This window comes from Achromobacter spanius (assembly GCF_029637605.1).
Lineage (GTDB): Bacteria > Pseudomonadota > Gammaproteobacteria > Burkholderiales > Burkholderiaceae_B > Achromobacter > Achromobacter spanius_E.
This window is the reverse complement of sequence record NZ_CP121261.1, coordinates 5531505-5553927: the sequence shown is the minus strand read 5'-3', so window position 1 is coordinate 5553927 and position 22423 is coordinate 5531505. Positions and strand designations below refer to the sequence as shown.

General features: G+C 65.9%; 21 protein-coding genes. 12 read left to right on the top strand and 9 right to left on the bottom strand.

Annotated elements, in window-relative coordinates; genetic code table 11:
* Positions 1 to 21: 21 nt before the first annotated feature.
* Positions 22 to 486, bottom strand: a complete 465-nt coding sequence (locus P8T11_RS24720) for a TM2 domain-containing protein (protein ID WP_268079585.1) — start codon at positions 484 to 486, stop codon at positions 22 to 24.
* A gap of 98 nt (positions 487 to 584) precedes the next feature.
* Here P8T11_RS24720 and P8T11_RS24715 point away from each other — a divergent pair, with 98 nt between their 5' ends.
* From P8T11_RS24715 to ruvA, 6 genes are all read left to right on the top strand, one after another.
* A complete protein-coding gene (locus tag P8T11_RS24715) occupies positions 585 to 1751 on the top strand; it encodes a UbiH/UbiF/VisC/COQ6 family ubiquinone biosynthesis hydroxylase (protein ID WP_268079586.1) in 1167 nt (388 codons plus the stop codon).
* A gap of 165 nt (positions 1752 to 1916) precedes the next feature.
* The gene (gene dusB, locus P8T11_RS24710) at positions 1917 to 2942 is read left to right on the top strand and encodes a tRNA dihydrouridine synthase DusB (RefSeq protein WP_167401075.1); all 1026 of its coding nucleotides are present in this window, start codon (positions 1917 to 1919) and stop codon (positions 2940 to 2942) included.
* A 36-nt stretch (positions 2943 to 2978) separates the two neighbouring features.
* The gene (locus P8T11_RS24705) at positions 2979 to 3218 is read left to right on the top strand and encodes a helix-turn-helix domain-containing protein (RefSeq protein ID WP_006217670.1); all 240 of its coding nucleotides are present in this window, start codon (positions 2979 to 2981) and stop codon (positions 3216 to 3218) included.
* Between the two features lie 105 nt (positions 3219 to 3323).
* A complete protein-coding gene (gene purH / locus P8T11_RS24700; RefSeq protein ID WP_268079587.1) occupies positions 3324 to 4913 on the top strand; it encodes a bifunctional phosphoribosylaminoimidazolecarboxamide formyltransferase/IMP cyclohydrolase in 1590 nt (529 codons plus the stop codon).
* Entirely contained in the window at positions 4913 to 5461 is a 549-nt protein-coding gene (gene ruvC, locus P8T11_RS24695; RefSeq protein WP_268079588.1) for a crossover junction endodeoxyribonuclease RuvC, read from the top strand. Before purH ends, ruvC begins: the two co-directional genes overlap by 1 nt.
* 140 nt (positions 5462 to 5601) lie before the next feature.
* Positions 5602 to 6174, top strand: a complete 573-nt coding sequence (gene ruvA, locus P8T11_RS24690; RefSeq protein ID WP_268079589.1) for a Holliday junction branch migration protein RuvA — start codon at positions 5602 to 5604, stop codon at positions 6172 to 6174.
* On the opposite strand, the gene P8T11_RS24685 is transcribed toward ruvA, so the two are convergent.
* From P8T11_RS24685 to P8T11_RS24665, 5 genes are all read right to left on the bottom strand, one after another.
* Positions 6171 to 7097: a complex I NDUFA9 subunit family protein gene (locus P8T11_RS24685; protein WP_268079590.1), complete on the bottom strand. Its 927-nt coding sequence runs from the start codon at positions 7095 to 7097 to the stop codon at positions 6171 to 6173. The two genes, ruvA and P8T11_RS24685, sit on opposite strands and share 4 nt — an antisense overlap.
* 148 nt (positions 7098 to 7245) lie before the next feature.
* Positions 7246 to 8211: a threo-3-hydroxy-L-aspartate ammonia-lyase gene (locus P8T11_RS24680; RefSeq protein ID WP_268079591.1), complete on the bottom strand. Its 966-nt coding sequence runs from the start codon at positions 8209 to 8211 to the stop codon at positions 7246 to 7248.
* A gap of 97 nt (positions 8212 to 8308) precedes the next feature.
* Entirely contained in the window at positions 8309 to 9382 is a 1074-nt protein-coding gene (ruvB, locus tag P8T11_RS24675) for a Holliday junction branch migration DNA helicase RuvB (protein ID WP_100852941.1), read from the bottom strand.
* 53 nt (positions 9383 to 9435) lie between these two features.
* Complete coding sequence (locus P8T11_RS24670) at positions 9436 to 11046, bottom strand: sensor histidine kinase (protein ID WP_268079592.1); 1611 nt, start codon at positions 11044 to 11046, stop codon at positions 9436 to 9438.
* Positions 11046 to 11747, bottom strand: coding sequence for a response regulator (locus tag P8T11_RS24665; RefSeq protein ID WP_050448961.1), 702 nt, complete (start codon positions 11745 to 11747; stop codon positions 11046 to 11048). Before P8T11_RS24665 ends, P8T11_RS24670 begins: the two co-directional genes overlap by 1 nt.
* Before the next feature lie 226 nt (positions 11748 to 11973).
* On the opposite strand from P8T11_RS24665, the gene P8T11_RS24660 reads away from it, so the two are divergent.
* Complete coding sequence (locus P8T11_RS24660) at positions 11974 to 13287, top strand: fimbrial protein (RefSeq protein ID WP_268079593.1); 1314 nt, start codon at positions 11974 to 11976, stop codon at positions 13285 to 13287.
* 134 nt (positions 13288 to 13421) lie between these two features.
* Positions 13422 to 15251, top strand: a complete 1830-nt coding sequence (gene recQ, locus P8T11_RS24655; protein WP_268079594.1) for a DNA helicase RecQ — start codon at positions 13422 to 13424, stop codon at positions 15249 to 15251.
* Between the two features lie 322 nt (positions 15252 to 15573).
* Here recQ and P8T11_RS24650 read toward each other — a convergent pair whose 3' ends face one another.
* On the bottom strand, positions 15574 to 16629 hold the full coding sequence (locus P8T11_RS24650; protein WP_268079595.1) for a cytochrome d ubiquinol oxidase subunit II: 1056 nt from the start codon (positions 16627 to 16629) through the stop codon (positions 15574 to 15576).
* Complete coding sequence (locus P8T11_RS24645; RefSeq protein ID WP_268079596.1) at positions 16626 to 17969, bottom strand: cytochrome ubiquinol oxidase subunit I; 1344 nt, start codon at positions 17967 to 17969, stop codon at positions 16626 to 16628. Before P8T11_RS24645 ends, P8T11_RS24650 begins: the two co-directional genes overlap by 4 nt.
* A gap of 136 nt (positions 17970 to 18105) precedes the next feature.
* On the opposite strand from P8T11_RS24645, the gene P8T11_RS24640 reads away from it, so the two are divergent.
* The 4 genes from P8T11_RS24640 to minE all read left to right on the top strand — a co-directional run bounded on the left by P8T11_RS24640 (position 18106) and on the right by minE (position 22010).
* Positions 18106 to 19875 carry a glutamine--tRNA ligase/YqeY domain fusion protein gene (locus P8T11_RS24640; RefSeq protein WP_268079597.1) on the top strand — a complete coding sequence of 590 codons (1770 nt, stop codon included), beginning with the start codon at positions 18106 to 18108 and terminating at the stop codon, positions 19873 to 19875.
* 26 nt (positions 19876 to 19901) lie between these two features.
* The gene (gene minC / locus P8T11_RS24635; protein ID WP_268079598.1) at positions 19902 to 20792 is read left to right on the top strand and encodes a septum site-determining protein MinC; all 891 of its coding nucleotides are present in this window, start codon (positions 19902 to 19904) and stop codon (positions 20790 to 20792) included.
* A 141-nt stretch (positions 20793 to 20933) separates the two neighbouring features.
* The gene (minD, locus tag P8T11_RS24630) at positions 20934 to 21749 is read left to right on the top strand and encodes a septum site-determining protein MinD (protein ID WP_100852948.1); all 816 of its coding nucleotides are present in this window, start codon (positions 20934 to 20936) and stop codon (positions 21747 to 21749) included.
* Positions 21750 to 21752: 3 nt separating this feature from the next.
* On the top strand, positions 21753 to 22010 hold the full coding sequence (gene minE, locus P8T11_RS24625; protein ID WP_050448917.1) for a cell division topological specificity factor MinE: 258 nt from the start codon (positions 21753 to 21755) through the stop codon (positions 22008 to 22010).
* Positions 22011 to 22084: 74 nt separating this feature from the next.
* Here the strand turns inward: minE and P8T11_RS24620 are convergent, their stop codons facing one another.
* The gene (locus tag P8T11_RS24620) at positions 22085 to 22309 is read right to left on the bottom strand and encodes a glycine zipper 2TM domain-containing protein (RefSeq protein WP_268079599.1); all 225 of its coding nucleotides are present in this window, start codon (positions 22307 to 22309) and stop codon (positions 22085 to 22087) included.
* Positions 22310 to 22423 lie beyond the last annotated feature (114 nt).

Here is a 22423-nt window from a genome sequence, read left to right as displayed (position 1 = left end):
GAAACCGCGCGTGGACTGGAACTACAGCACCAGGCCGTCCAGCCAGCCCATGGCCACCCAGACGTAGACCACCACCATGGCGATGGCGAACATCGACACCACCGACCCCACCAGGCACGCCAGCAGCGCCACCAGCACCGGCCCCCAGCCCGTGGACGTGGGCCGGCTCTGCCCGGGGTTGTAGCGCCGGTCGAATTTCTCGTCGGACATCAGCGAAAACACCGCGCTTTCAATGAACCCGTCGATCATCGGAATGAACAACAGAAAGAAGGCGGGGTTGTCGTACCAGACCGGGTAATAGCGGAACGCACAGAACAGGCTGACTGCCGCCAGCAACGTCACCGCCCAAGCGTAACGGCGACCCAGATACCACCAGTGCGCGCCCAGCCAACCGAACAGGCAAGCCAGCAGCCCCACGGCGACCTTGCCGCGCGGACGTCGGGCGGGTGCGGCGGACAGTGAAGGGGAAGCCTGAACCTGCGTCATGGGGATCTGCCGTAAAGGGTGGGGATCAACCGTAAAGGCTGAGGCGCGGCCGGCCGCGCTGGCTGTGCCGGATTGTAGTGGACGGTTAAAATCCCGGCATGACTGCATCCGCCTTCGACATTGCGATTCTTGGCGCCGGCCCCGTAGGCCGCGTGCTGGCCCTGATGCTGGCGCGTGTGGCGCCGGACCCGGCGCGCATCGCCCTGCTCTCCGGCACCGCGCCGGCCCCGGCCACCCCCGCCGCCGTGCCTGCCGCGGATCCCCGCGTGCTGGCCATGAACCACGGCAGCCGCGTGTTGCTGGAATCGTTGCAGGCCTGGCCCGAGCGGTCGGCTGATATCCGCAACATCCATGTGTCGCAGCGCGGACGGCTGGGCCGCACTGTCATTCAGCACACGGATTTCGGCGTGCCGCAGTTGGGCAGCGTGGTGGCCTATTCCGGCTTGCACGCCAAGTTGGACGAGCGCGTGGCGGCCTGTGGCGTCACCGTGCTGCCCGGCCCGTCTGCCGTGATCGAACGCCAGGACGCGGACGGCGTGCACATCACGCAAGGCGACCACACCCTGCTGTGCCAGATCGCCGTGCAGTCCGACGGCGCGGGCGCCACCGACGTGCGCCGCGACTATGGCCAGCATGCCGTACTGACGACCGCCCACGCCACGCTGCCACGCCGAGGCTGGGCCTGGGAACGCTTTACTTCCGAAGGCCCGCTGGCCCTGCTGCCTCATCCGCAGACGCCGGACGCCTATTCGGTGGTCTGGTGCAGCGCGCCGGAACGAGCCCAGGAACTGGCCGGGCTGGACAACACGGCGTTTTCGTCGGCGCTGTCCGCCGCCTTTGGCGACCGCCTGGGCCGGCTATCCAGCCAAGCGCCCCGCCACGTTTTTCCGCTGGCGCTGGCCGCCCGCCGCGCCCAGGTGCACGGGCGCGTGGCCGCCATCGGCAACGCCGCCCAGACCCTGCATCCCGTCGCCGGCCAGGGCCTGAACCTGGGCTTGCGCGACGCCGCCCGGTTGGCCCAGACGCTGACCGGCTGGCTGGCCCGGCCCGAATCCAGCCCGTCGTCCCTGTTGACCGAGTTCGCCCAGGCCCGCCACATCGACCGCGCCATCACCGCGGGTCTGACTGATTTGATGCCGCGCGTGTTCGCGACCGGTCTGGCCCCGGTGGAACATGCCTGCGGGCTGGCCTTGCTGGGAATGGATCTGGCTTCGCCGTTGCGCGCCCCGCTGGCCCAGCATCTGCTGCAAGGTTTCCGCGCCTGACCCTCCCCCCATCCGATCTCGCGATCCGGCCCTGAGAAGGGGCCTGAGGTACGCCCTGAAATCGGCCCCAGGAATGGGGCCGGATCCGCCTGATTTCTCCCTTCTTGTTACCAAGCGATCGCCCTCGAAAAATGGGGGTTTGATCGAGCCGGTTAAAATGTGACCATGCGCATAGGCCAGTGGACCCTTCCCAACAACGTTCTAGTCGCGCCCATGGCGGGCGTGACGGACCGTCCGTTCCGTCAACTTTGCAAGAAGTTGGGGGCGGGCTATGCCGTGTCCGAAATGGCCGCCAGCAACCCCAAGCTGTGGGACAGCGTCAAAACGTCGCGCCGTCTGAACCACGACGGCGAAATTGCCCCCATTTCGGTCCAGATCGCGGGCGCCGACCCCGCCATGATGGCCGAGGCCGCCGTTTTCAATGCCGGCAAGGGCGCGCGCATCATCGACATCAACATGGGTTGCCCGGTCAAGAAAGTGTGCAACGTGGCGTCGGGGTCGGCGCTGCTGCGCCATGAAGACCTGATCGTCCGCATTCTGGACGCCGTGGTGTCGGCCTGCGCGCCGCTGGGCGTGCCGGTCACCCTGAAGACCCGCACGGGTTGGGACCGAGACAGCCGCAACGCCTTGCGCGTGGCCAAGCTGGCCGAAAATGCCGGCATCGCGGCCCTGACGCTGCACGGCCGCACCCGCGCCGACCTCTATACGGGCGAGGCGGAATATGACACTATCCGCGCCGTCAAGGCCGAGCTGACCATCCCCGTGATCGCAAACGGAGATATCGACTCTCCTGAAAAAGCCAAGCACGTCCTGGATTACACTGGCGCCGACGCGGTCATGATTGGCCGGGCGGCACAGGGCCGTCCCTGGATCTTCCGCGAAATCGATCACTATTTGCGCACGGGCGTATCACTGGCCCCGCCCTCCCATGGGGAAATGCGCGAGCTGTTGCTTGAACATCTCGACGACCACTACCGCTTCTATGGCGAGCACACCGGCGTACGCACGGCGCGCAAGCATATCGGCTGGTACCTGGACGGCCTGCCGGGCGCGGATTCGTTCTGCGCCCGCATGAACCTGATCGACAATACCCGCGACCAGTGGCGGGCGGTGTCGGATTGGTTCGACACCCTCTCGCGCGACGGCGAGCCCCACCCGGCGCCGGTCGCAGAAGCCCTGCTGGCGGCATGACCGCCTCAACACCAACATAAAAATATCTGTACTCAAATGAGCAAGAAAGATGTCCTGGAAGAATGCGTGCGCGCCAGCCTGGAGCGCTATTTCGAAGACTTGGGTGAATCCGAGCCCCACGATATGTGGGACATGGTGATGCGCTGCGTTGAACGCCCGGTGCTTGAAGTGGCGCTGGAGCGATCAGGCGGCAACCAGTCGCGCGCGTCTGAAATGCTGGGCATCACCCGCAACACCCTGCGCAAGAAGTTGCTGGCGCACAATATCCAGGTATAGCTTTTCCGCGAGGGCGGCCCCCCGGCGGGCGCCACCCTCTCCCACGCCGATTTCCCATCCTGACCTGAACGAGAAAGGCGCACCGCCCGACTCCCGTCCCCCACCATGAAAATCGAAACCGCCCTGCTTTCGGTGTCCGACAAGACCGGCATCGTTGAATTTGCCCGCGCCCTGGCCGCGCGTGGCGTGCGCCTGCTGTCAACCGGCGGCACCGCCAAGTTGCTGGCCGACGCCGGCCTGACCGTCACCGAAGTGGCCGCCCACACCGGTTCGCCGGAAATCCTGGATGGCCGCGTCAAGACGCTGCACCCCAAGATTCACGGCGGCCTCCTGGCCCGTCGCGACAGCGCCGAGCACATGGACACCATCAAGGCAGCGGGCATCGATCGCATCGACATGCTGGTGGTCAACCTGTACCCGTTCCGTGAAACGGTGGCCAAGCCTGATTGCACGTTTGCCGACGCGGTCGAGAACATCGACATCGGCGGCCCGGCCATGCTGCGCGCGGCCGCCAAGAACCACGGCACCGAAGCGGGGGGCGTGACGGTCGTGATCGACCCGGTGGACTATTCGCGCGTGCTGACCGAAATGGACAAGAACGGCAGCACGTCCTATGGCCTGCGCCTGGCGCTGGCCTCGAAGGTTTACGCCCACACGGCCGCCTACGACGGTGCCATCGCCGCCTACCTGACCAGCCTCGCCGAAGCCGAGCCGGCCCAGGAAGCCGTGCCGGCCCGTAACGAATGGCCCGGCACGCTGACCTTGCAGGTCAAGCAAGAGCAAGCGCTGCGTTATGGCGAAAACCCCCACCAGACCGCCGCCTTCTATGTGGACGCGCAGCGTCCGGCCGGCCTGTTGGGCAACTACCGCCAACTGCAGGGCAAGGAACTGTCCTACAACAACATCGCCGACGCCGACGCCGCATGGGAATGCGCGCGCAGCTTCGACGCGCCCGCCTGCGTCATCGTCAAGCACGCCAACCCCTGCGGCGTGGCCGTGGCAGCCGACACGCTGGGCGCCTACCAGCAAGCGTTCAAGACCGACCCGACGTCCGCGTTCGGCGGCATCATCGCCTTCAACCGCCCGGTGGACGCGGCCACGGCCGAAGCCGTCAGCGGCCAGTTCATGGAAGTGCTGCTGGCCCCGGCCTATGACGGCGCCGCGCTGGCCATCCTGGCCGCCAAGAAGAACGTGCGCGTGCTGGAAGTGCCGATGGGCGTGGGCCAGAACGCCTTCGACATCAAGCGCGTGGGTGGCGGCTGGCTGGTGCAAAGCCCGGACGCCTACAACGTGCCGCGCGATGCCCTGAAGGTGGTCAGCAAGCGCCAGCCCACCGAGCAGGAAATGAACGACCTGGCTTTCGCCTGGAAGGTTGCCAAATACGTCAAGTCCAACGCCATCGTCTTCGTGGGCGGCGGCATGACCTTGGGCGTGGGCGCCGGCCAGATGAGCCGCATCGACTCGGCGCGCATTGCGTCGATCAAGGCGGAAAACGCCGGCCTGACGCTGCAAGGCTCGGCCGTGGCGTCGGACGCTTTCTTCCCGTTCCGCGATGGCCTGGACGTGGTGGTGGCGGCGGGCGCGACCTGCGTCATCCAGCCCGGCGGCAGCATGCGTGACGATGAAGTCATCGCGGCGGCCGACGAGCACGGCATCGCCATGGTGCTGACCGGCACCCGCCACTTCCGCCACTGATGCGCGTCCTGGGCATCGATCCCGGCTTGCGCCGCACCGGCTTCGGTGTGATCGATGCCGAGGGCTCGCGGCTGCGCTACGTGGCCAGCGGGACCATCGTGGTCCCGCCGGCGCTGACGCTGGCCGAGCGCCTGAAAGTCATTCTGGACAATCTGCGCGAAGTGGCGCGCGACACGCAACCCGACGTCGCCGCGCTTGAAATCGTCTTTTTGAACACCAACCCCGCGTCCACGCTGCTGCTGGGCCAGGCCCGGGGCGCGGCGCTGTGCGCCTTGGCGGACAGTTCGCTGGCGGTGCATGAGTACACGGCCTTGCAGATCAAGAAGGCCGTGGTGGGCACCGGCCGCGCCGCCAAGGAGCAGGTGCAGATGATGGTGCAGCATCTGCTGTCGCTGGACGGCGTGCCCGCGCCCGACTCTGCCGACGCCCTGGCCTGCGCCATCTGCCACGCGCACGTCGGCCCCTTGCAGGACAAGCTGGAACAGCTGGGCACGGCATTGCGCATGGGCGGCAAGACCCGCTTTCGCAACGGCCGCTTGATCGGCTGATTCCCGCCAAGTGCCGCGCGGCATTCAAGTACTGCGCGCGGACAAGTCACCCACCCGCCTCGCACTGCCTCTTGCGCGTATAGAATGCCCGCATTCGCCGCGCATTCCGCGCGCGCCATTGCTACCAGGCCATCATCACCATGATCGGACGCATTACCGGAACCCTGATCGAAAAGCTGCCTCCCACCATCTGCGTGGACGTGGGCGGCTTGGGGTATGACATCGACGTGTCCATGAGCACGCTGTATTCGCTGCCGGAGACTGGCGCGCGCGTCACGCTTTATACCCACCTGACGGTGCGTGAAGATGCGCACATCCTTTACGGCTTTGGCACCGCCAGCGAACGCAGCGCGTTTCGCGAGCTGATCAAGGTCAGCGGCATCGGCGCGCGCACGGCGCTGTCGGTGCTGTCCGGCATGTCGGTGGCTGACCTTGCGCAGGCCATCACCTTGCAGGAAACCGGTCGCCTGACGCGCGTGCCCGGCATCGGCAAGAAGACCGCCGAACGGCTGTTGCTGGAAATGCGCGGCAAGCTTGGCGCGGACATCGGCGCCAGCTCGCACGCCACGCCGGACAACCAGTCGGACATCCTGAACGCGCTGCTGGCGTTGGGCTATTCGGAAAAGGAATCGCTGTCGGCGTTGAAGACGCTGCCCGAAGGCGTGGGCGTGTCCGACGGCATCAAGCAGGCGCTCAAGGCACTGGCGCGCTAAGCCTGGGTAGTGCGCTGCAGATAACGTGGCGCCACGGCCTCCAGGCCCGTCGGCACCACATGCAATTCGGGCGCGATCGGACCCACGCAGATGTTGTCGCGGCGCAAGGAATCCAGGTTGTCACGCGACATCAGGGGTTCGCCCGGCATGCACTCGAACAGGCGCGCCTGCATGCGCCCCACCCCCATGGGCACGGGAATCACGGGCCGCGGGTTACCGCTCCAGGCGGCGCACAAGCGGGCGATCTCGCCCAGCGTGTAGATCTGCGGCCCACCCAACTCGTACGTCTTGCCGCAGGTGTGGGTATCGCCCAGCGCCGTCGCCATGGCTGCCACCACGTCGCCCACATACACCGGTTGCATGCGCGAGTGCGCGCCGGCCAAGGGCAAGACCGGCAGCCAGCGAGCCAGTGATGCAAACATATTGGTGAAATTGTCGTCCGGGCCGAAGATGACCGACGGACGGAAAATGGTCCAGCCGCCGTCGTTGCCGGATGAAAATTCGCTTTTGATGGCGGCTTCGCCATCGCCCTTGGAACGCTGGTACATGCTGTCGCCCTGCGAATCGGCGCCTAGCGCGCTGATGTGCAGCAAGCGGCGGACGCCATGGCGCTGGCAGGCCCGCGCAATGCGTTGCGGCAGATGTACGTGCGCGCGCGCAAAATCCGAGCCGTAGGGCTTGCCGACGTTGCCGTGCAGGATGCCCACCAGGTTCACCACCACGTCGCAACCCGTGACCAGTTCGTCCAGCGCGGCATCGTCATGGATGTCGGTCTGGATGAGCGTGGTGGTGGGATGGACTTGCAGTTCGCTGCCGCGCGCCAACAGGCGGGTCGGCACGATGATCTGGTGCAGGTCGCCGGAAAGCCGGGCAATCAGGTGACGGCCGATGAAACCCGTGCCGCCGATGACAAGGATACGCATGCCGCAGCCCCTGTTCGTCAAGATCGAGACCCGATTCTGCCCTGCACGGACAACAACCGCAAGCACGCATCGGCGGCCCGGCGTGCGGGCCGCTTGATGCGCGTCATAGGAACGTCATGCGCGTGTCATTCGCCTGCCATGCTGGCGGTCAGGACGCCAGTAGCTTGGCGTAGGCCGGAAGGTCGACGTTGCCGCCGCTGATGATGACCCCGACCCGTGCACCTTGCACCGGCACCGCGTTCTGCATGACCGCGGCTGCGGCCAGGCAGCCCGTGGGCTCCACCACCATCTTCATGCGTTCGGCAAAGAACTTCATGGTGGTGACCAGTTGGTCATCCGACACCGTAACGATGTCGCGCACATATTTCTGGATGAGCGGGAAGGTCAGGTTGCCCAGGTGGGTGGTGGCCGCACCGTCCGCCAAGGTCTTGGGGGCGGGAATTCGGACGATTTCACCCTTGCGCAGCGACTGCTGGCCGTCGTTGCCGGCTTCGGGCTCAACGCCGTACACCAGGCAGCGCGGGCTGAGCGCAAAGGCTGACAAGGCGGATCCCGACAACAGCCCGCCGCCGCCCAGGCAGACGAACAGATAGTCCAGTTCGCCGACTTCCTCGAACAATTCCTTGGCAGCCGTACCCTGCCCCGTGATCACGTCTTCATGGTCGTAGGGCGGAATCAGCGTGGCCCCGGTTTCGGCCTGGATACGCCGCGCGATCTGTTCGCGGTCTTCGGTGTAACGGTCATAGGTGACGATCTTGCCGCCGTAGCCTTCGGTGGCGGCGCGCTTGGCCGCCGGGGCGTCCAGCGGCATGATGATCGTGGCCGACACGCCCTGCAGCCTGGACGCCAGCGCAATGGCTTGCGCATGGTTGCCCGACGAAAACGTCACCACGCCGGCGGCGCGCTGTTCGGGCGTCAGGCGCGCGATGGCGTTGTAGCCGCCGCGGAACTTGAAGGCGCCCATGCGCTGGAAATTCTCGCACTTGAAGAAGATCGACGCGCCGCTGATGGCGTCGGCCGTGGCCGAGGTCAAGACGGGCGTGCGGTGGGCGTTGCCGGCCAGGCGCTCGCTGGCGCGCACGACGTCATCATAGGTAGGCAATTCGGGCAGCATGGGAATCCGGTCCTTTGATCGCGGGGATGTCGAAACCCCAGGATCATAAACCCGCCACGCCGATTGCGCCGTAGCTGCTGCCCGGTATCCGCCCGGCCTACTTGTTGAAGAGCTCGCCGGTGCCGGTGGCCGCGCCGGCGGGAGGCGCCAGGCCCAGATGGCGCCAGGTGGACAGCGTGGCGGTGCGGCCACGCGGCGTGCGTTGCAGATAGCCGTGCTGAATCAGGTAGGGCTCGATCACGTCTTCGATGGTGTCGCGCTCTTCGCCGATCGCCGCGGCCAGGCTGTCCACGCCCACCGGGCCGCCATCGAACTTGTGGATGATGGCTTCCAGCAGCTTGCGGTCCATCAGGTCCAGGCCCTGCGGGTCGACTTCCAGCATCGCCAGCGCGCGGCCGGCGACGTCGGCGTCGATGGTGCCGCTGGCCTTGACCTCGGCGTAGTCGCGCACGCGACGCAGCAAGCGGTTGGCGATACGCGGGGTGCCACGTGCACGGCGCGCCACTTCCGCCGCGCCGTCGGGCGTGATGACGGCGTTGAGCAAGCCCGCGCTGCGGGTCACGATATGGCCCAGGTCCGTGGCGTTGTAGAACTCCAGCCGCGACACGATGCCGAAGCGGTCGCGCAGCGGGTTCGTCAGCATGCCCGCCCGCGTGGTGGCGCCCACCAGCGTGAACGGCTGCAGGTCCAGCTTGACGCTGCGCGCGGCCGGGCCTTCGCCGATCAGGATGTCGATCTGGAAATCTTCCAGCGCCGGATACAGAATTTCTTCAACCACGGGCGACAGGCGGTGGATTTCGTCGATGAACAGCACATCGTTCTTTTCCAGGTTGGTCAGCAATGCCGCCAGGTCGCCCGGGCGTTCCAGCACGGGGCCGGAAGTCTGGCGCAGTTGCACGCCCATTTCGTGCGCAATGATGTGGGCCAGCGTGGTCTTGCCCAGCCCGGGCGGGCCGAAGAGCAACACGTGGTCCAGGGCTTCGCCGCGCTTGCGCGCCGCGGCGATGAAGATCTCGAGCTGTTCGCGCGCACGCTGCTGGCCTACATATTCCTGCAGCGCCTTGGGCCGCAAGGCGCGCTCGATCGATTCCTCGTTGGGCGATACCGGCTGCGGCGCCACAATGCGGGGGGCGTCGGGACGAGAGGAAAGGGAATCGGACTGGATGGCCATGGTGCGAAAAACGACAAGGGACGAAGCAGGATGCATCGTACCGTATGGTGGGGCTAGGCGTTTTCCGACAGCGGCAGCCTTACCCGCACGCACAGGCCGCCGGATTCGGCTTGGCGAAGCTCCAGCGAACCGCCGTGCGCGCGCGCAATGGCCTCGGCCAGCGCCAGGCCCAACCCCACGCTGCCGGTGCGCGTGCGCGCATCGTCCAGCCGACTGAACGGGCGTAGCGCCTCCTGGCGGCGTTCGGGCACGATGCCGGGACCATGGTCCGCCACATCCAGCACCGCCTCGCGCTCTACGCGGCGCAGGCTGACGTTTACCGGCGGGGCGCCGTGGTTCAGGGCATTGCCGATCAGGTTGTCCAGCAGGCGGCCCAAGGCCACCGCGTCGGCCTGCACCACCAGCGGTGCGTCGTCGTCCACCGACTTCAGGTGGATGTCGGTACCGGCGCCATGCCAGGCGCCAACGCGCTCGGCCAACCATTCGGACAACACGATAGGCGCATAGCGGTAGGCGGCCGGATCCGTGCCGCGCACGAAACCGATGAACTGGTCCACCATGTGCTGCATGTCTTGAAGATCGGTACGCAGGCCTTCCTTCAGCTTGGAATCGTCGGCCATTTCAATCCGCAGCCACATGCGCGACAACGGCCCTTTCAGGTCGTGCGGCAAGCCGGACAACAGCGTGCGGCGCACCGAGTCGGATTCGGCCAGCGCGTCCAGCATGGCGTTGAAGCGTTCGCCCAAGGCACGGGTCTCGTGGGGACCCGAAGGCTCCACGCGCTGCGGTTGCCCCGCCGCCAAGCGGTCAGCGGCATCCGCCAACCGAGTGATGGGGCGCGTGATGTGCCAGGAGAAGCCCACGGCCAGCAACAGCAACAGGCCTAGTCCCCCCAGCCAGGCGGCGATGAAGGGCGTGGCCACGGGGGGGTCTAGCCGTTCAAGCGGAATCACCAGCCATTCCCGCAGCCGCGGCACGTCTTCGCTGGCCGAATTGGGCGCCAGCGAGATAAAGATCTCGGGCGCGGGGCCGCGCGACAGCGCCACGCGGGTGCCATCGTTCAGCCGTTCGTTCAGCAACTGCACCAACGCCTTGAGGTCGCGGCGAATGTCGTCGGGCTCGGGTTTGTTGTGGCGCCGCATGCGCTCTTCGTGCGCCACTCGGTCGGCCTCGCGTTGCTGGGCGGTGCGGGTATCTTCCTGATCGACACCCATCTCGTGCTCGCCGCCGCGCTCATCGCCGCGCTCGTCGCCGCGCTCGCCGTCATGCCCATCCGGCGGCGGCCGGTCGCCCGGGCGGGCGTCCGACGGCGGCGGGGGGGGCGGTCGGGGCGAGGCTCGGGGGGGCGGCGGCGGACGCCGTCCATTGAAACGTTGCAGCCTGGCTTCGGCGGGCAGCACGCGCGACCACAGGCGCCATTGGTTCTGAGACGCCGTGCGCACGAAATCGGCACGGTCCTCGGCGGGCACTTCGGACAAGGCGGCGCGCAGGGTGCGGATGGTGGTGACGATGTAGCCGATGGCCACGTCTTCCATGAACTTGTGCCGGAAGTACGACACCGTCACCAACGTGGCCGCTTGCGTCAGCAGGACGGAGCCCAGGATCAGCAGAATCAAGCGCGCCCGCAACGAGCGCGGCACCAGGAAACGGGCAAGAAAACGCATCAGGGCGAGAACCGGTAGCCAATGCCCCAAACGGTCTGGATCCAGCGCGGCTGTTTCGGGTCGTCTTCGATCACGCGGCGCAGGCGCAGGATGGCGATGTCGATGGCGCGGTCGTTGCGTTCGCCGGCGTCATCATCGCGCGCGAGCGCCAGCAGGCGTTCCCGCGACAGGGGCTTGCCCGCGTTGCGCACCAGGGCTTCCAGCAGATTGATCTCGCCGCCCGTCAGCTTGACCACCGTGCCATCGCGCGACAACTGCCGGGTGGACGGGTCGAACAGGAACGGGCCGAAGGTGACCGGCGCGTCCTTGGTCAAGGCGGACGGGCCGCGCTTGCGGCGCAACACGGCTTCGATGCGGGCCAGCAGTTCACGCGGGTCAAACGGCTTGCCGACGTAATCGTCGGCGCCCGCTTCCAGGCCGATGATGCGGTCCACGGCTTCGTCGCGCGCGGTCAGCAGAATGACGGGGATGTCTTCGCCTTGCTCGCGCAGGCGGCGGCAGGCGTCGGCCCCATCGCCGCCGGGCAGCATGCGGTCCAGCACGAGCAGGTCGGGGGCATAGCGGGTGATGCGCGTCGACAGATCGGTGGCATCCGGCGCCAGCAAGGTGTCGTAGCCGTGCCGATTCAGGTAGTCGGCGAGCAACTGACGCAGGGCCGGGTCGTCGTCGACGACCAGCAGCTTGGTATGAGGATTGTCCATGGACGCCATAGTGCGGCGCGGCGCGTCCAACCGCAAGGGGCAAGAAATCAACTGAAATAGACCTGTTGCATGATGTACGGCGTGTGTTGGCGCGCTTGATCGGCCCTAAAATGGGGCCCTTGGTCTTGCCGCTGGTCCGGTTTACTAAAAATCGTTTACAGCTACGGCAAAGTCCCCTCTCTACACTGATTTTATGGTCGCCCCTGCAATCTGGCGCAAACGGTTGTTGCACGCGACGCTGACGGCGGGAGTGGCTTGCCCGCTGTCGGCCGCGCTTGCCGACCCAGTTGATGCGCCCCCCTTTTCTGCCCCCTTGCCCGCGCGGGACGCGCCAGTGCTGGTGGCGCGCGGCATCGGCGTGCTGTCGCCGGTACAGCCGATTCCCGTGCGTCCCGCGCCCTCGATCGCGGCGCGCGCCGTTCCGCTGGACCCGCCCTTGTGCGGGATGCTGGTCGCCGAGCCGGCCATGGACACCAGTGTGCGCGGGGGTGAAGAGGACAGCGTGGGTGACGGCTGGGACTCCGCCACGATTCCCGGACTGGGATCCAGCCTGTCAGGAAACGGCGAAGACATCCCGCTGGAATGCGAGAACGCCCCCGAGGCGGTTGTTGAAGACAGCACGCCCGACTATTCCTTCGCCTTGGAAGACAGCGACATCCCGCGCGTGCCGGTGGTGGTGATCTCGGGCGTATCGCGCCCGAGCCGCCCCTGGTTCGCGTCGGTCAGCGGCCAGGACGGCCTGCGCTATGGCGGCGACCGCAACTGGGTGTACCGGAACACGTCCGGCCCGTCGCTCACCGTGGGCAATATCAACGCCAATGCGCCCGTCTGGGGCAGCAGCGCGCCAGTGGGCGGGCTGCAGATTGCCAACTGGGCAGGCTCGGCCGCCACGGTGCCGGAAGGCAGCTTCGGCTATTCGTCGTCGGTCGGCAAGCTGAACCGGATGGATCCCACCGCGCAGTCGGGCGCGGTGGATTATGGCGCGTCGGTGGGGTCCGGCACCGTGCGCTACGGGCTGACCCCGGCGCTCACCCTGGAAGGCCAGATGCAGAGCGCACCCGCGTTGACCACGCGCGGCCTGGGCACGACCTATGCCGCGGGCGAATACGGCACATTCCAGGCGGGCGCCACGCAAAGCTCGTTCGACGCTTCCAACGCCTGGCGCTACCGCTTTGGCTACAACGTGGACGTGGCGGACATGGTCAGCCTGGGCTACACCAACGAACAGATTGGCGCGGGCTTCGGTGACCTGTCCACCTATTCCGGCGGCGTGGCCTCGGCCGCCCAGTCGCGCAACACCTTCTCGGCCGGCGTGCCCATCAGCGGCTGGGGCACCTTCAGCGGCACCTATTCGGGGCTGCGCGAAGGCTCGGCCCTTGCCGAGCAGCGCGTGGGTTTGTCGCACAGCATGTTCGTGGCGCCCAAGGTGCAACTGGCGGTGGGCGCCGACCGCGACATTGTGTCGGGCAACTACGAATGGCGCGCCAACCTCAGCATGCCCGTGGACACCTTCATGCGCGGCACCTGGTTGAGCTGGTAGGCAGTCAGTGAACTGGTGGTCACGGGGGTGCCACGGGGCGCCGGGCCGCAAGGCGGACGGAAATATCCCCCTGAAAAGAACCGGCCTGGAATTGCGGCTTAAAATCCCCGCCATGATGCTTCCGGCCTACCCCCATGTCTGACGCGCGCGCCCTTGGCGTCCTGCAGCGCGTTTTCGGTTACGAATCCTTCCGCGGCGACCAGCAAGCCATTGTCGAACAAGTGATCGACGGTGGTGACGCGCTGGTCCTCATGCCCACGGGCGGAGGGAAATCGCTTTGTTACCAGATTCCGTCCCTGGTGCGTGAAGGCACCGGCATCGTCGTGTCGCCCCTGATCGCGCTGATGCAGGACCAGGTCGACGCCCTGACGGAACTTGGCGTGCGCGCGGCCTTCCTGAATTCCACGCAAGACTGGCGCGTGGCCCGCGACGTTGAACAAGCGTTCCTGGCCGGCGAACTTGATTTGCTTTACGTCGCGCCCGAACGGCTATTGACCGACCGCTGCCTGCAATTGCTTGAGCGCGGCCGCATCGCCCTGTTCGCCATCGACGAAGCGCACTGCGTGTCGCAATGGGGGCATGATTTCCGGCCGGAATACCTGGGCCTGTCCATGCTGCACGAGCGCTGGCCCGATGTGCCGCGCATCGCGCTTACCGCCACGGCCACGGCGGACACACGCACCGAGATCGCACAGCGCCTGTCGCTGGACGATGCCCGGCATTTCGTGTCCAGCTTCGACCGCCCCAACATCCGCTACCGCATCGTCGAAAAGAACGAGGTGCGCAAGCAACTGCTGGAGATGATCCGCACCGAACACGACGGCGAGTCCGGCGTGGTGTATGGCTTGTCGCGGGCGCGGGTCGAAGAGACGGCCGAATTCCTGTGCAACCAGGGCATAGACGCGATGCCCTACCACGCCGGCCTCAGCCCGCAGGTGCGCGCGGCCAACCAGTCCCGCTTCCTGCGGGAAGACGGCGTGGTCATGGTGGCCACCATTGCCTTCGGCATGGGCATCGACAAGCCGGACGTGCGCTTCGTGGCGCACATCGACCTGCCCAAATCCGTTGAAGGCTACTACCAGGAAACCGGCCGCGCCGGCCGCGACGGCCTGCCCGCCACGGCGTGGCTGGCCTACGGCCTGCAAGACGTGGTGCAGCAGCGCCGCATGATCGACGAATCCCCCGGCGACGAGTCCTATCGCCGACGCCTGGGCCAGCAACTGGACGCCATGCTGGGCCTGTGCGAAACGGTGGAATGCCGGCGGGTGCGGCTGCTGGCGTACTTCGGCCAGCAGATCACCGCCTGCGGCAACTGCGACGTCTGCCTGGAACCGCCGCAGGCCTGGGACGGCACCGTGGCCGCGCAAAAAGTGCTGTCGGCCGTCTATCGCTTGTGGAAGGAACGGGGGCAGCGCTACGGCGCGGGCCACATCATCGACATCCTGCGCGGCAAGGTCACCGACCGCACCAAGCAGCACGGCCATGAAACCCTGAGCGTGTTCGGCGTGGGCGAAGACCTGAGCGACACCGCCTGGCGCGGCGTGCTGCGCCAGTTGCTGGCGCAAGGCTTGCTGACCGTCGACAACGAAGGCTTCGGCACCCTGGCGCTGACGGAAGGCAGCCGTGCCGTACTCAAGGGCGAACGCCAGTTGATGCTGCGCCGGGAATCCGAAAAGAAGACAAAGTCGGGCAAAACGGGCAGTGGCCGTCCCAAGGCGGCGGCGATTGACCTGCCGGCTGAATTGCAACCGGTGTTTGAAGCGCTACGCGCCTGGCGCGGCGAAGTCGCCAAGAGCCACGGCGTGCCCGCCTATGTCATTTTCCACGACGCCACGCTACGCGAAATCGCCCTGGCCCAACCGGAGTCAATGGATGCCCTGAGCCACATCAGCGGCGTAGGCGCCCGCAAGCTGGAAGCCTACGGCGAAGAGATTCTGCAGCGGGTGGCCAGACCGGTGTTGTGACGGTGGGACTTCCGCGGAGTGTGCGGACGTGGATGGGTCGTCATGCGGTGTGGGGGGGTGGTCCGGGATGTCATCCGTGGCCGTGGTCCGTGATCCGCGGTCGTGATCCGTGATCGTGATCGTTGATTGTAGGATGGGTGAAGCGCGGCAGGCCTCATAGAAGAATGCCGACCTGAATCGCGCGTAACCCATCAGGCGGCCGCCCCACCGTAGCCCGCATTGCAAAAAATTCGGGGCGTTGCATGATGGGTTGCGCGCGATCGATGCCGGGGATTTTGCATCGACCTTCTCGCGCTACACCCATCCTACTGTTCGGACGATATCAATACGATGGCGGCGGCAATAGCGGGACCGGGGCGCGTTCCTTGCCGAAAACCGACCGGTACGCCAGGATGTTGAACACCAACACCACCGGTACCCCCACCACCGCGCCAGCCATGACCAGGCGCATCGAACCGAGCGCGCCCGCGCCGTCCCAAAGCGTCATGTCGTCCAGGATCAGATACGGGAACAGGCTGTAGGCCAGACCGCTCAGCATCAGCAAGAACAGCCCCACGCACAGCACGAACGGCAGCCAACTGAAACGCTCGGCCCGGCCGGGCAAGCGGGCCAGCAACATCTCGGCCGCGACATACCCCGCCAGCATCAGCACCCACACGGTTGCGGCCAGGCTCAGGTGGGCGATGTTGCTCCACTTGTAGAAGATGCCCGCATTGGCCAGCCCCAGCGTCACCGCAATCGCCACCATGCCCACCGCCGTCCAGCGGATGGCGTGGCGGGCCCAGTAGGCCGCGCGGCGTTGAAGGTCGCCATCCACCCGCATGACCAGCCACGTTGCGCCCAGCAGCACGTAGGCCGCCACGGCGCACAGGCCCACGAACAGCGCGAACCAGCCATAGCCCGCGTCGGATTGGTAGCCGGTGGCGATACGCCCCAGCAGCATCCCCTGACCGAACGCCGTAATGATGGAGCCGGCCCAGAACCCGAAGATCCAGCGCGGCTTCATCTCGTTGCGCGCGCGGATGCGGAATTCGAACGACACGCTGCGCAGCACCACGCCCAGCACCATGAAGGTCAGCGGCCCGTACAGCTTGCCCAGCACCGCGCCCCACGCAAAAGGAAAAGCCGATGCGAACAGGCCCATGCCCAGCAGCAACCAGAATTCGTTGGCGTCGCGCCAGGGGCTCAAGAGCGACATCATGCGGCCGCGCTCATGTTCGGGCGCCAGTTGCAGCAGGATGCCCACGCCCAGGTCAAAGCCATCCAGCACCATGCCCGCGGCAATCACCACGAACAACAGCCCCATGAAGGCCAGTGGCATCCAGAATGAAGGGTCTTCGGGGCTGAGCCCCTGCGACGCGGCCAGCATGGCGATCATGGCGCACCTCCGCCCAATTTACGCACCGGCACCACGCCGTAGCGCGCCGCGTGGAACAGCATGCCCGTGAACGCGGCCAGTAGCAGGGCATACAGCAGGCCATAGCCCACCAATCCGTAAAGCACCGTGCTGGCCGGCACCTGCCCCAGCACTTCGGATTGCGTAATGGTGCCATTCACCACGAACGGTTGCAGGCCGATGATGGATACCCACCAGCCCGCCACCACGGCGATGCCGCCCGAAAACATCATGCCGCACAGCACGCGCTGCCACCACACCGGCAGGGTCGACGGGTCCATCCCGCGCCGGAACGTCCACAGAAACGTCACGCACGCCACAGCCAGCATCAGCAGGCCCAAGGCGACGGCCACGCGCAGCGACCAGAACGTCAGGGCCACGGGCGGCAGCATGCCGGAATATTTGTCCATCCCTTCGTAGGTGCCTTCCGCATTGCGATGCAGCCAGGCCCCACCCGCATTGCGGAGGGTCAGGTCCGACACATTGGTGTGGGCGCCCGCGTCGGGCCAGCCGAACAACACCAGTTGCGGTTCGGCGCCGCTTTGCCAGAAGCCCGCCACCGCCGCGGCCTTGGCGGGTTGCAGCTTGGCCATGACATGACCGGCGCCGGTGGCGACCGGAATCTGCATGAACGCCGCCACCACACCGATAACCAGCGCCGTCTTGAACGTATTGCGCTCACCATCGCCCAGCGGGCGGCGCAAGGCCTGCAACGCAGTCACGCCCATCATCAGGAACGAAACGGCCAATGCCGCCCCCACCGCAACCATGGCCATGCGCCAGCCCACCGACGGGTTCAGCACCACGGCCGCCCAGTCGTAGACCTGGTAGCGCCCGTCGACAAGAATGGCGCCGTCGGGCGTCTGCATCCAGGATTGCAAGGCCAGCACCCAGAACACCGCCACCAACTGGCCCACCGCCACCATCAGCACCGCCAGCGTGTGCGCGGCATCGGAGACGCGGCGCTGGCCAAACAACATCACGCCCAGGAAGCATGACTTCAGGATGAACACCGACAGGATGCCGTAGCCCAGCAAGGGGCCAGCCACATTACCGATCTTGTCCATCAGGCCGGCCCACAGGCTGCCGATCTGGATCAGCACGGGCACGCTCGCGGCCAGGGTCAGGACGAAAGCCAGGGCGAAAATGCGCACCCAGAAGCGGTAGGCGGCGGTCCAGCCGGGCCGGCCGGACCAGCGGGCGCGCACCTTGAAAAACAGCAGCACCCAGGCAAGGGCCAGGGAAACCGCCAGGAACAGCGCCAGAAAGCTCAAGCTGGCCACGAACTGCGCACGGGCCAGGGAAAGGGTGGATATGTCCATGATGGCCCGTAGTGTAGAGCCAGTTACATGGCTGTGGGGACAGTTTGAAACCGGTTGCACGAGGTTCAAAAAGGCCCCCGCTGCGGAACGTGGCAAAATTGACGCTTTGTCGCCGCTTTTTCCTATTCTTTCAAGAATGACCTCCGCCACGACGCCGACCCCAGCTGCATCCAATTTCCTGCTTAACATCGTCCAGGACGACCTCGAAGCCAACCGCTTCCAGGGCAAACGCTGGGCGGGCAAGCCTGGCCCGGCCGACGCGCAGGCGCAGGGGGTGGCCGATCCGGCCCGCATCCGCACGCGCTTTCCGCCGGAGCCCAACGGCTATCTGCACATCGGCCACGCCAAGAGCATCTGCGTGAATTTCGGCCTGGCGCGCGACTTCGGCGGTGTCTGTCATCTGCGCTTTGACGACACCAACCCCGAAAAGGAAGACCAGGAATACGTCGACGCCATCATCGAAGCCGTGCATTGGCTGGGCTTTGACTGGAAGGCCGCCGATGGCCAGGAAAACCTGTACTTCGCCAGCGACTACTTCGGCTATATGTATGAATTCGCCGAAGCCCTGGTCGAAGCCGGCCACGCCTACGTCGACGCGCAAAGCCCCGAAGAAATCCGCGCCAACCGCGGCACGCTGACCGAACCCGGCACCGATTCGCCCTGGCGCAACCGCCCGGCCGCGGAATCGATCGCCCTGCTGCGCGAAATGCGCGACGGCAAGCATCCGGACGGCAGCCTGGTGCTGCGCGCGAAGATCAACATGGCGTCGCCCAACATCAACCTGCGCGACCCGGTCATGTACCGCGTGCGCCACGCCACCCACCACCGCACTGGCAACCAATGGTGCATCTACCCGATGTACAGTTGGGCGCACCCGGTGGAAGACGCGCTGGAAGGCATCACGCACAGCGTGTGCACGCTGGAATTCGAAGACCAGCGCCCGTTCTATGACTGGATCCTGGCGCGCCTGGCCGAGCTGGGCAAGCTGGCCCAGCCGCTGCCGCACCAATATGAATTCGCCCGCCTGAACCTGAGCTACGTCGTCACCAGCAAGCGCAAGCTGCTGCAACTGGTGCGCGAAGGCCATGTGGACGGCTGGGACGACCCGCGCATGCCGACCATCTTCGGCCTGCGCCGCCGCGGCTACACGCCGGCCTCGATCCGCCTGTTCTGCGACCGCACCGCCGTATCCAAGTCGGATTCGCGCATCGACTACAGCCTGCTCGAACAAGCCGTGCGCGACGACCTCGACCCCATCGCCGCCCGCTCCGTGGCCGTGCTGGATCCGATCAAACTGGTGATCACCAATTACCCGGAAGGCCAGACCGAGCTCTGCACCGCCCCGCGCAACCCGCACGATCCGGAAGCCGGCGTGCGTGAATTCCCGCTGTCGCGCGAGCTCTGGATTGAACGCGACGACTTCCGCGAGGAAGCGCCGAAGAAGTATTTCCGCCTGTTCCCGGGCAACACCGTGCGCCTGAAGTACGGCTACGTGGTGCGCTGCACCGGCTTCACCAAGAACGAAGCGGGCGAAGTCGTTGAAGTCCAGGCCGAATACCTGCCCGAGACCAAGAGCGGCACCCCGGGCGCGGACAGCGTCAAGGTCAAGGGCAACATCACCTGGGTCAGCGCGGCCCATGCGGTAGCCGCCCAGATCCACCTGTACGACCGCCTGTTCGCCGACGCGCGTCCCGACGGCGGTGACAAGGACTTCCTGACCTGCCTGAATCCGAACTCCAAGCAGACCGTCACGGCCTGGCTGGAGCCGGGCACCGTCGCCACGCCGGGCGCCACCTGGCAATTCGAGCGCCTGGGCTATTTCACGGCCGACCTCAAGGACTCCACGGAAGCCGCTCCGGTGCTCAACCGCATCGTGACCCTGCGCGACTCCTGGGCTCAGGGCTAAGGCATCCGCACGCAGCCGACATCAAGATGAACACTGAATCCCTAGCCCTGGACTTCAAAAGCGCCACGCTTTATGCCATCCGGGTGGTTCTGCACAGCGCGGACCCCGAACGGCTCGCCGCCGCCCTTGCCAAGCGCATGGCCGACGCCGGCAGCTTCTTTGAAAACGAACCCGTGGTTATCGACGCCAGCCGCGTCGAAGAAGCCATCGATTGGAACGCGCTAGTCGCGGCGCTGCGCGCGCACAACCTGCCCGCGATAGGGGTGGTGGCCGAAGGCGCCAACCTTGTGGCCGCGCGCGAAGCCGGCCTGGCGCCGGTAGAGCTTTCCACCCCGCCCGCGCGTCCTGCTCCCGTCGTCGATACGGCGCCGCCCAACGATATGTCGACGCCCGTGCCGTCGGTGCCGGCCGCCGCCGTTGAAACCGCGCCCGCGCCCACCGACACGTCGGCTACCGACGCTACGTCAAACGACACCTCCACCACGGACACGCCCGCCAAGCCCGCCGCCGAGCCCATGCCCGCGCGCGAAGCCAGCAGCACCACCTCGGCCGCCACGCCCACGCAGGCCGCGCCGCATTCGGCGTCCGCACTTGTCATCACCAAACCCTTGCGATCGGGCCAGCGCGTGTACGCGCGACATACCGACCTGGTCGTGATCGGCATGGTGAGCCAGGGCGCCGAAGTCATTGCCGATGGCAATGTGCACGTTTATGGCCCCTTGCGCGGCAAGGCCATGGCGGGTGCGCGCGGCGACACATCGGCCCGCATTTTCACGACGCATCTGGACGCGGAGCTGCTGGCCGTGGCCGGGGTGTACCGAGTCGTGGAAGACAAGCTTGACCGCACGTTGCACAACCAGCCGGCGCTGGTGCGCCTGGATGGCGACACGCTGCGGATCGAAGCCTTGAAAAGCTGAAGCAGTGGCCGCTGCCGGCGTGCGCGCCAGCGCGGCAGTTCAGCATCGAACATCAAGTCTCAACACATTCTGTAAGAAGCCTTACACGGGCTTTTTGCTTTACGATAACGCGGTTTCTTCGAACATAAGGGTTTGATCGTCATGACACGCATTGTTGTGGTGACTTCCGGCAAAGGCGGCGTGGGTAAAACCACGACGAGCGCCAGTTTTTCCGCGGGCCTCGCGATGCGGGGCCACAAGACCGCTGTCATCGACTTCGATGTCGGCCTGCGCAATCTCGACCTCATCATGGGCTGCGAGCGTCGCGTGGTGTACGACTTCGTCAACGTGATTCAGGGCGAAGCCACCCTCAACCAGGCGCTGATCAAGGACAAGCAGCTTGAAAACCTGTTCATCCTGCCCGCCTCGCAAACGCGCGACAAAGATGCGCTGACGCAGGAAGGCGTGGAAAAGGTCATCAACGACCTGAAGGAAATGGGTTTCGAATACATCATCTGCGACTCCCCCGCTGGTATCGAAACGGGTGCGCTGATGGCCGCCTATTTTGCCGACGACGCGCTGGTCGTGACCAACCCGGAAGTTTCGTCGGTGCGCGACTCCGACCGCATCCTGGGCATCCTCGCGGCCAAGTCCAAGCGCGCGGTGGATGGCGGTGAACCCGTCAAGGAATTCCTGCTGCTCACGCGCTACAACCCCAAGCGCGTGGTCGACGGTGAAATGCTGTCCTTGGGCGATATCGAAGACATCCTGCGCATCAAGCTGATCGGTGTCATTCCCGAATCGGAAGCCGTGCTGCAAGCGTCGAACCAAGGCTTGCCGGCCATTCACTTGAAAGAGACCGACGTCTCCGAAGCCTACAAGGACGTGGTGGCCCGCTACCTGGGCGAAGACAAAGCGCTGCGCTTTACCGATTACGAAAAGCCCGGTTTCCTGAAACGCCTGTTCGGAGGCAAGTAAGCAATGTCCTTCCTGTCGTTTCTGCTTGGTCAAAAGAAAACTTCCGCTTCCGTTGCAAAGGAACGGTTGCAGATCATCCTGGCCCACGAGCGGGGCCGCGGCGACTCGCCCGACTACCTGCCGCAGTTGCAGCAGGAACTTATCGCGGTGATTTCAAAATACGTGAAAATCAACCCTGAAGACATCAAGGTGCACCTGGAACGCCAGGACACACTAGAAGTGTTGGAAGTGAAGATCGAGATGCCGCAAAACGAACCGTGATGTGGCGTGGCTGCCCCACGCGGCCACAAAAAAACGCCCGGCAATGCCGGGCGTTTTGCATCTGAGGCAGGCGTTTAGTGCTTGCCGACCTGATCGCCGATAACGCCACCGATCGCCGCTCCACCCACCGTACCCAGGACGCCACCATTGGTGATCACGGCGCCCGCGACACCGCCCAAGGCGGCCCCGCCCACCGTGCTTTTTTGGCGATGGCTCATGCCGTCCCAGGACGAGCAGCCCGCCATGGCGGCGGTCATCGCCAGTGCGACACAGACTTTGGAAAGAGATGCGATTTTCATGATGAGGCTCCTATTCTTGTACCCCGGGGCCGCACCATGGACCTGACGCGAGCGCGCGGTCCCCATATGGGTTTAGAAGCTTCAGGATCTCAAAATATCGCGGCGCACGGTGTT

Excerpts from the sequence above, each read along its gene's own strand:
- ruvB (WP_100852941.1), bottom strand. The coding sequence starts at position 9,382 with ATGGCCATCCAGTCCGATTCCCTTTCCTCTCGTCCCGACGCCCCCCGC.
- P8T11_RS24685 (WP_268079590.1), bottom strand. The coding sequence starts at position 7,097 with ATGCGTATCCTTGTCATCGGCGGCACGGGTTTCATCGGCCGTCACCTG.
- P8T11_RS24715 (WP_268079586.1), top strand. The coding sequence starts at position 585 with ATGACTGCATCCGCCTTCGACATTGCGATTCTTGGCGCCGGCCCCGTA.
- ruvC (WP_268079588.1), top strand. The coding sequence starts at position 4,913 with ATGCGCGTCCTGGGCATCGATCCCGGCTTGCGCCGCACCGGCTTCGGT.
- P8T11_RS24670 (WP_268079592.1), bottom strand. The coding sequence starts at position 11,046 with ATGCGTTTTCTTGCCCGTTTCCTGGTGCCGCGCTCGTTGCGGGCGCGC.
- minE (WP_050448917.1), top strand. The coding sequence starts at position 21,753 with ATGTCCTTCCTGTCGTTTCTGCTTGGTCAAAAGAAAACTTCCGCTTCC.
- P8T11_RS24705 (WP_006217670.1), top strand. The coding sequence starts at position 2,979 with ATGAGCAAGAAAGATGTCCTGGAAGAATGCGTGCGCGCCAGCCTGGAG.
- P8T11_RS24650 (WP_268079595.1), bottom strand. The coding sequence starts at position 16,629 with ATGATCGCCATGCTGGCCGCGTCGCAGGGGCTCAGCCCCGAAGACCCT.
- purH (WP_268079587.1), top strand. The coding sequence starts at position 3,324 with ATGAAAATCGAAACCGCCCTGCTTTCGGTGTCCGACAAGACCGGCATC.
- dusB (WP_167401075.1), top strand. The coding sequence starts at position 1,917 with ATGCGCATAGGCCAGTGGACCCTTCCCAACAACGTTCTAGTCGCGCCC.
- P8T11_RS24620 (WP_268079599.1), bottom strand. The coding sequence starts at position 22,309 with ATGAAAATCGCATCTCTTTCCAAAGTCTGTGTCGCACTGGCGATGACC.
- P8T11_RS24720 (WP_268079585.1), bottom strand. The coding sequence starts at position 486 with ATGACGCAGGTTCAGGCTTCCCCTTCACTGTCCGCCGCACCCGCCCGA.
- P8T11_RS24665 (WP_050448961.1), bottom strand. The coding sequence starts at position 11,747 with ATGGACAATCCTCATACCAAGCTGCTGGTCGTCGACGACGACCCGGCC.
- recQ (WP_268079594.1), top strand. The coding sequence starts at position 13,422 with ATGTCTGACGCGCGCGCCCTTGGCGTCCTGCAGCGCGTTTTCGGTTAC.
- P8T11_RS24680 (WP_268079591.1), bottom strand. The coding sequence starts at position 8,211 with ATGCTGCCCGAATTGCCTACCTATGATGACGTCGTGCGCGCCAGCGAG.
- P8T11_RS24640 (WP_268079597.1), top strand. The coding sequence starts at position 18,106 with ATGACCTCCGCCACGACGCCGACCCCAGCTGCATCCAATTTCCTGCTT.
- ruvA (WP_268079589.1), top strand. The coding sequence starts at position 5,602 with ATGATCGGACGCATTACCGGAACCCTGATCGAAAAGCTGCCTCCCACC.
- minD (WP_100852948.1), top strand. The coding sequence starts at position 20,934 with ATGACACGCATTGTTGTGGTGACTTCCGGCAAAGGCGGCGTGGGTAAA.
- minC (WP_268079598.1), top strand. The coding sequence starts at position 19,902 with ATGAACACTGAATCCCTAGCCCTGGACTTCAAAAGCGCCACGCTTTAT.
- P8T11_RS24645 (WP_268079596.1), bottom strand. The coding sequence starts at position 17,969 with ATGGACATATCCACCCTTTCCCTGGCCCGTGCGCAGTTCGTGGCCAGC.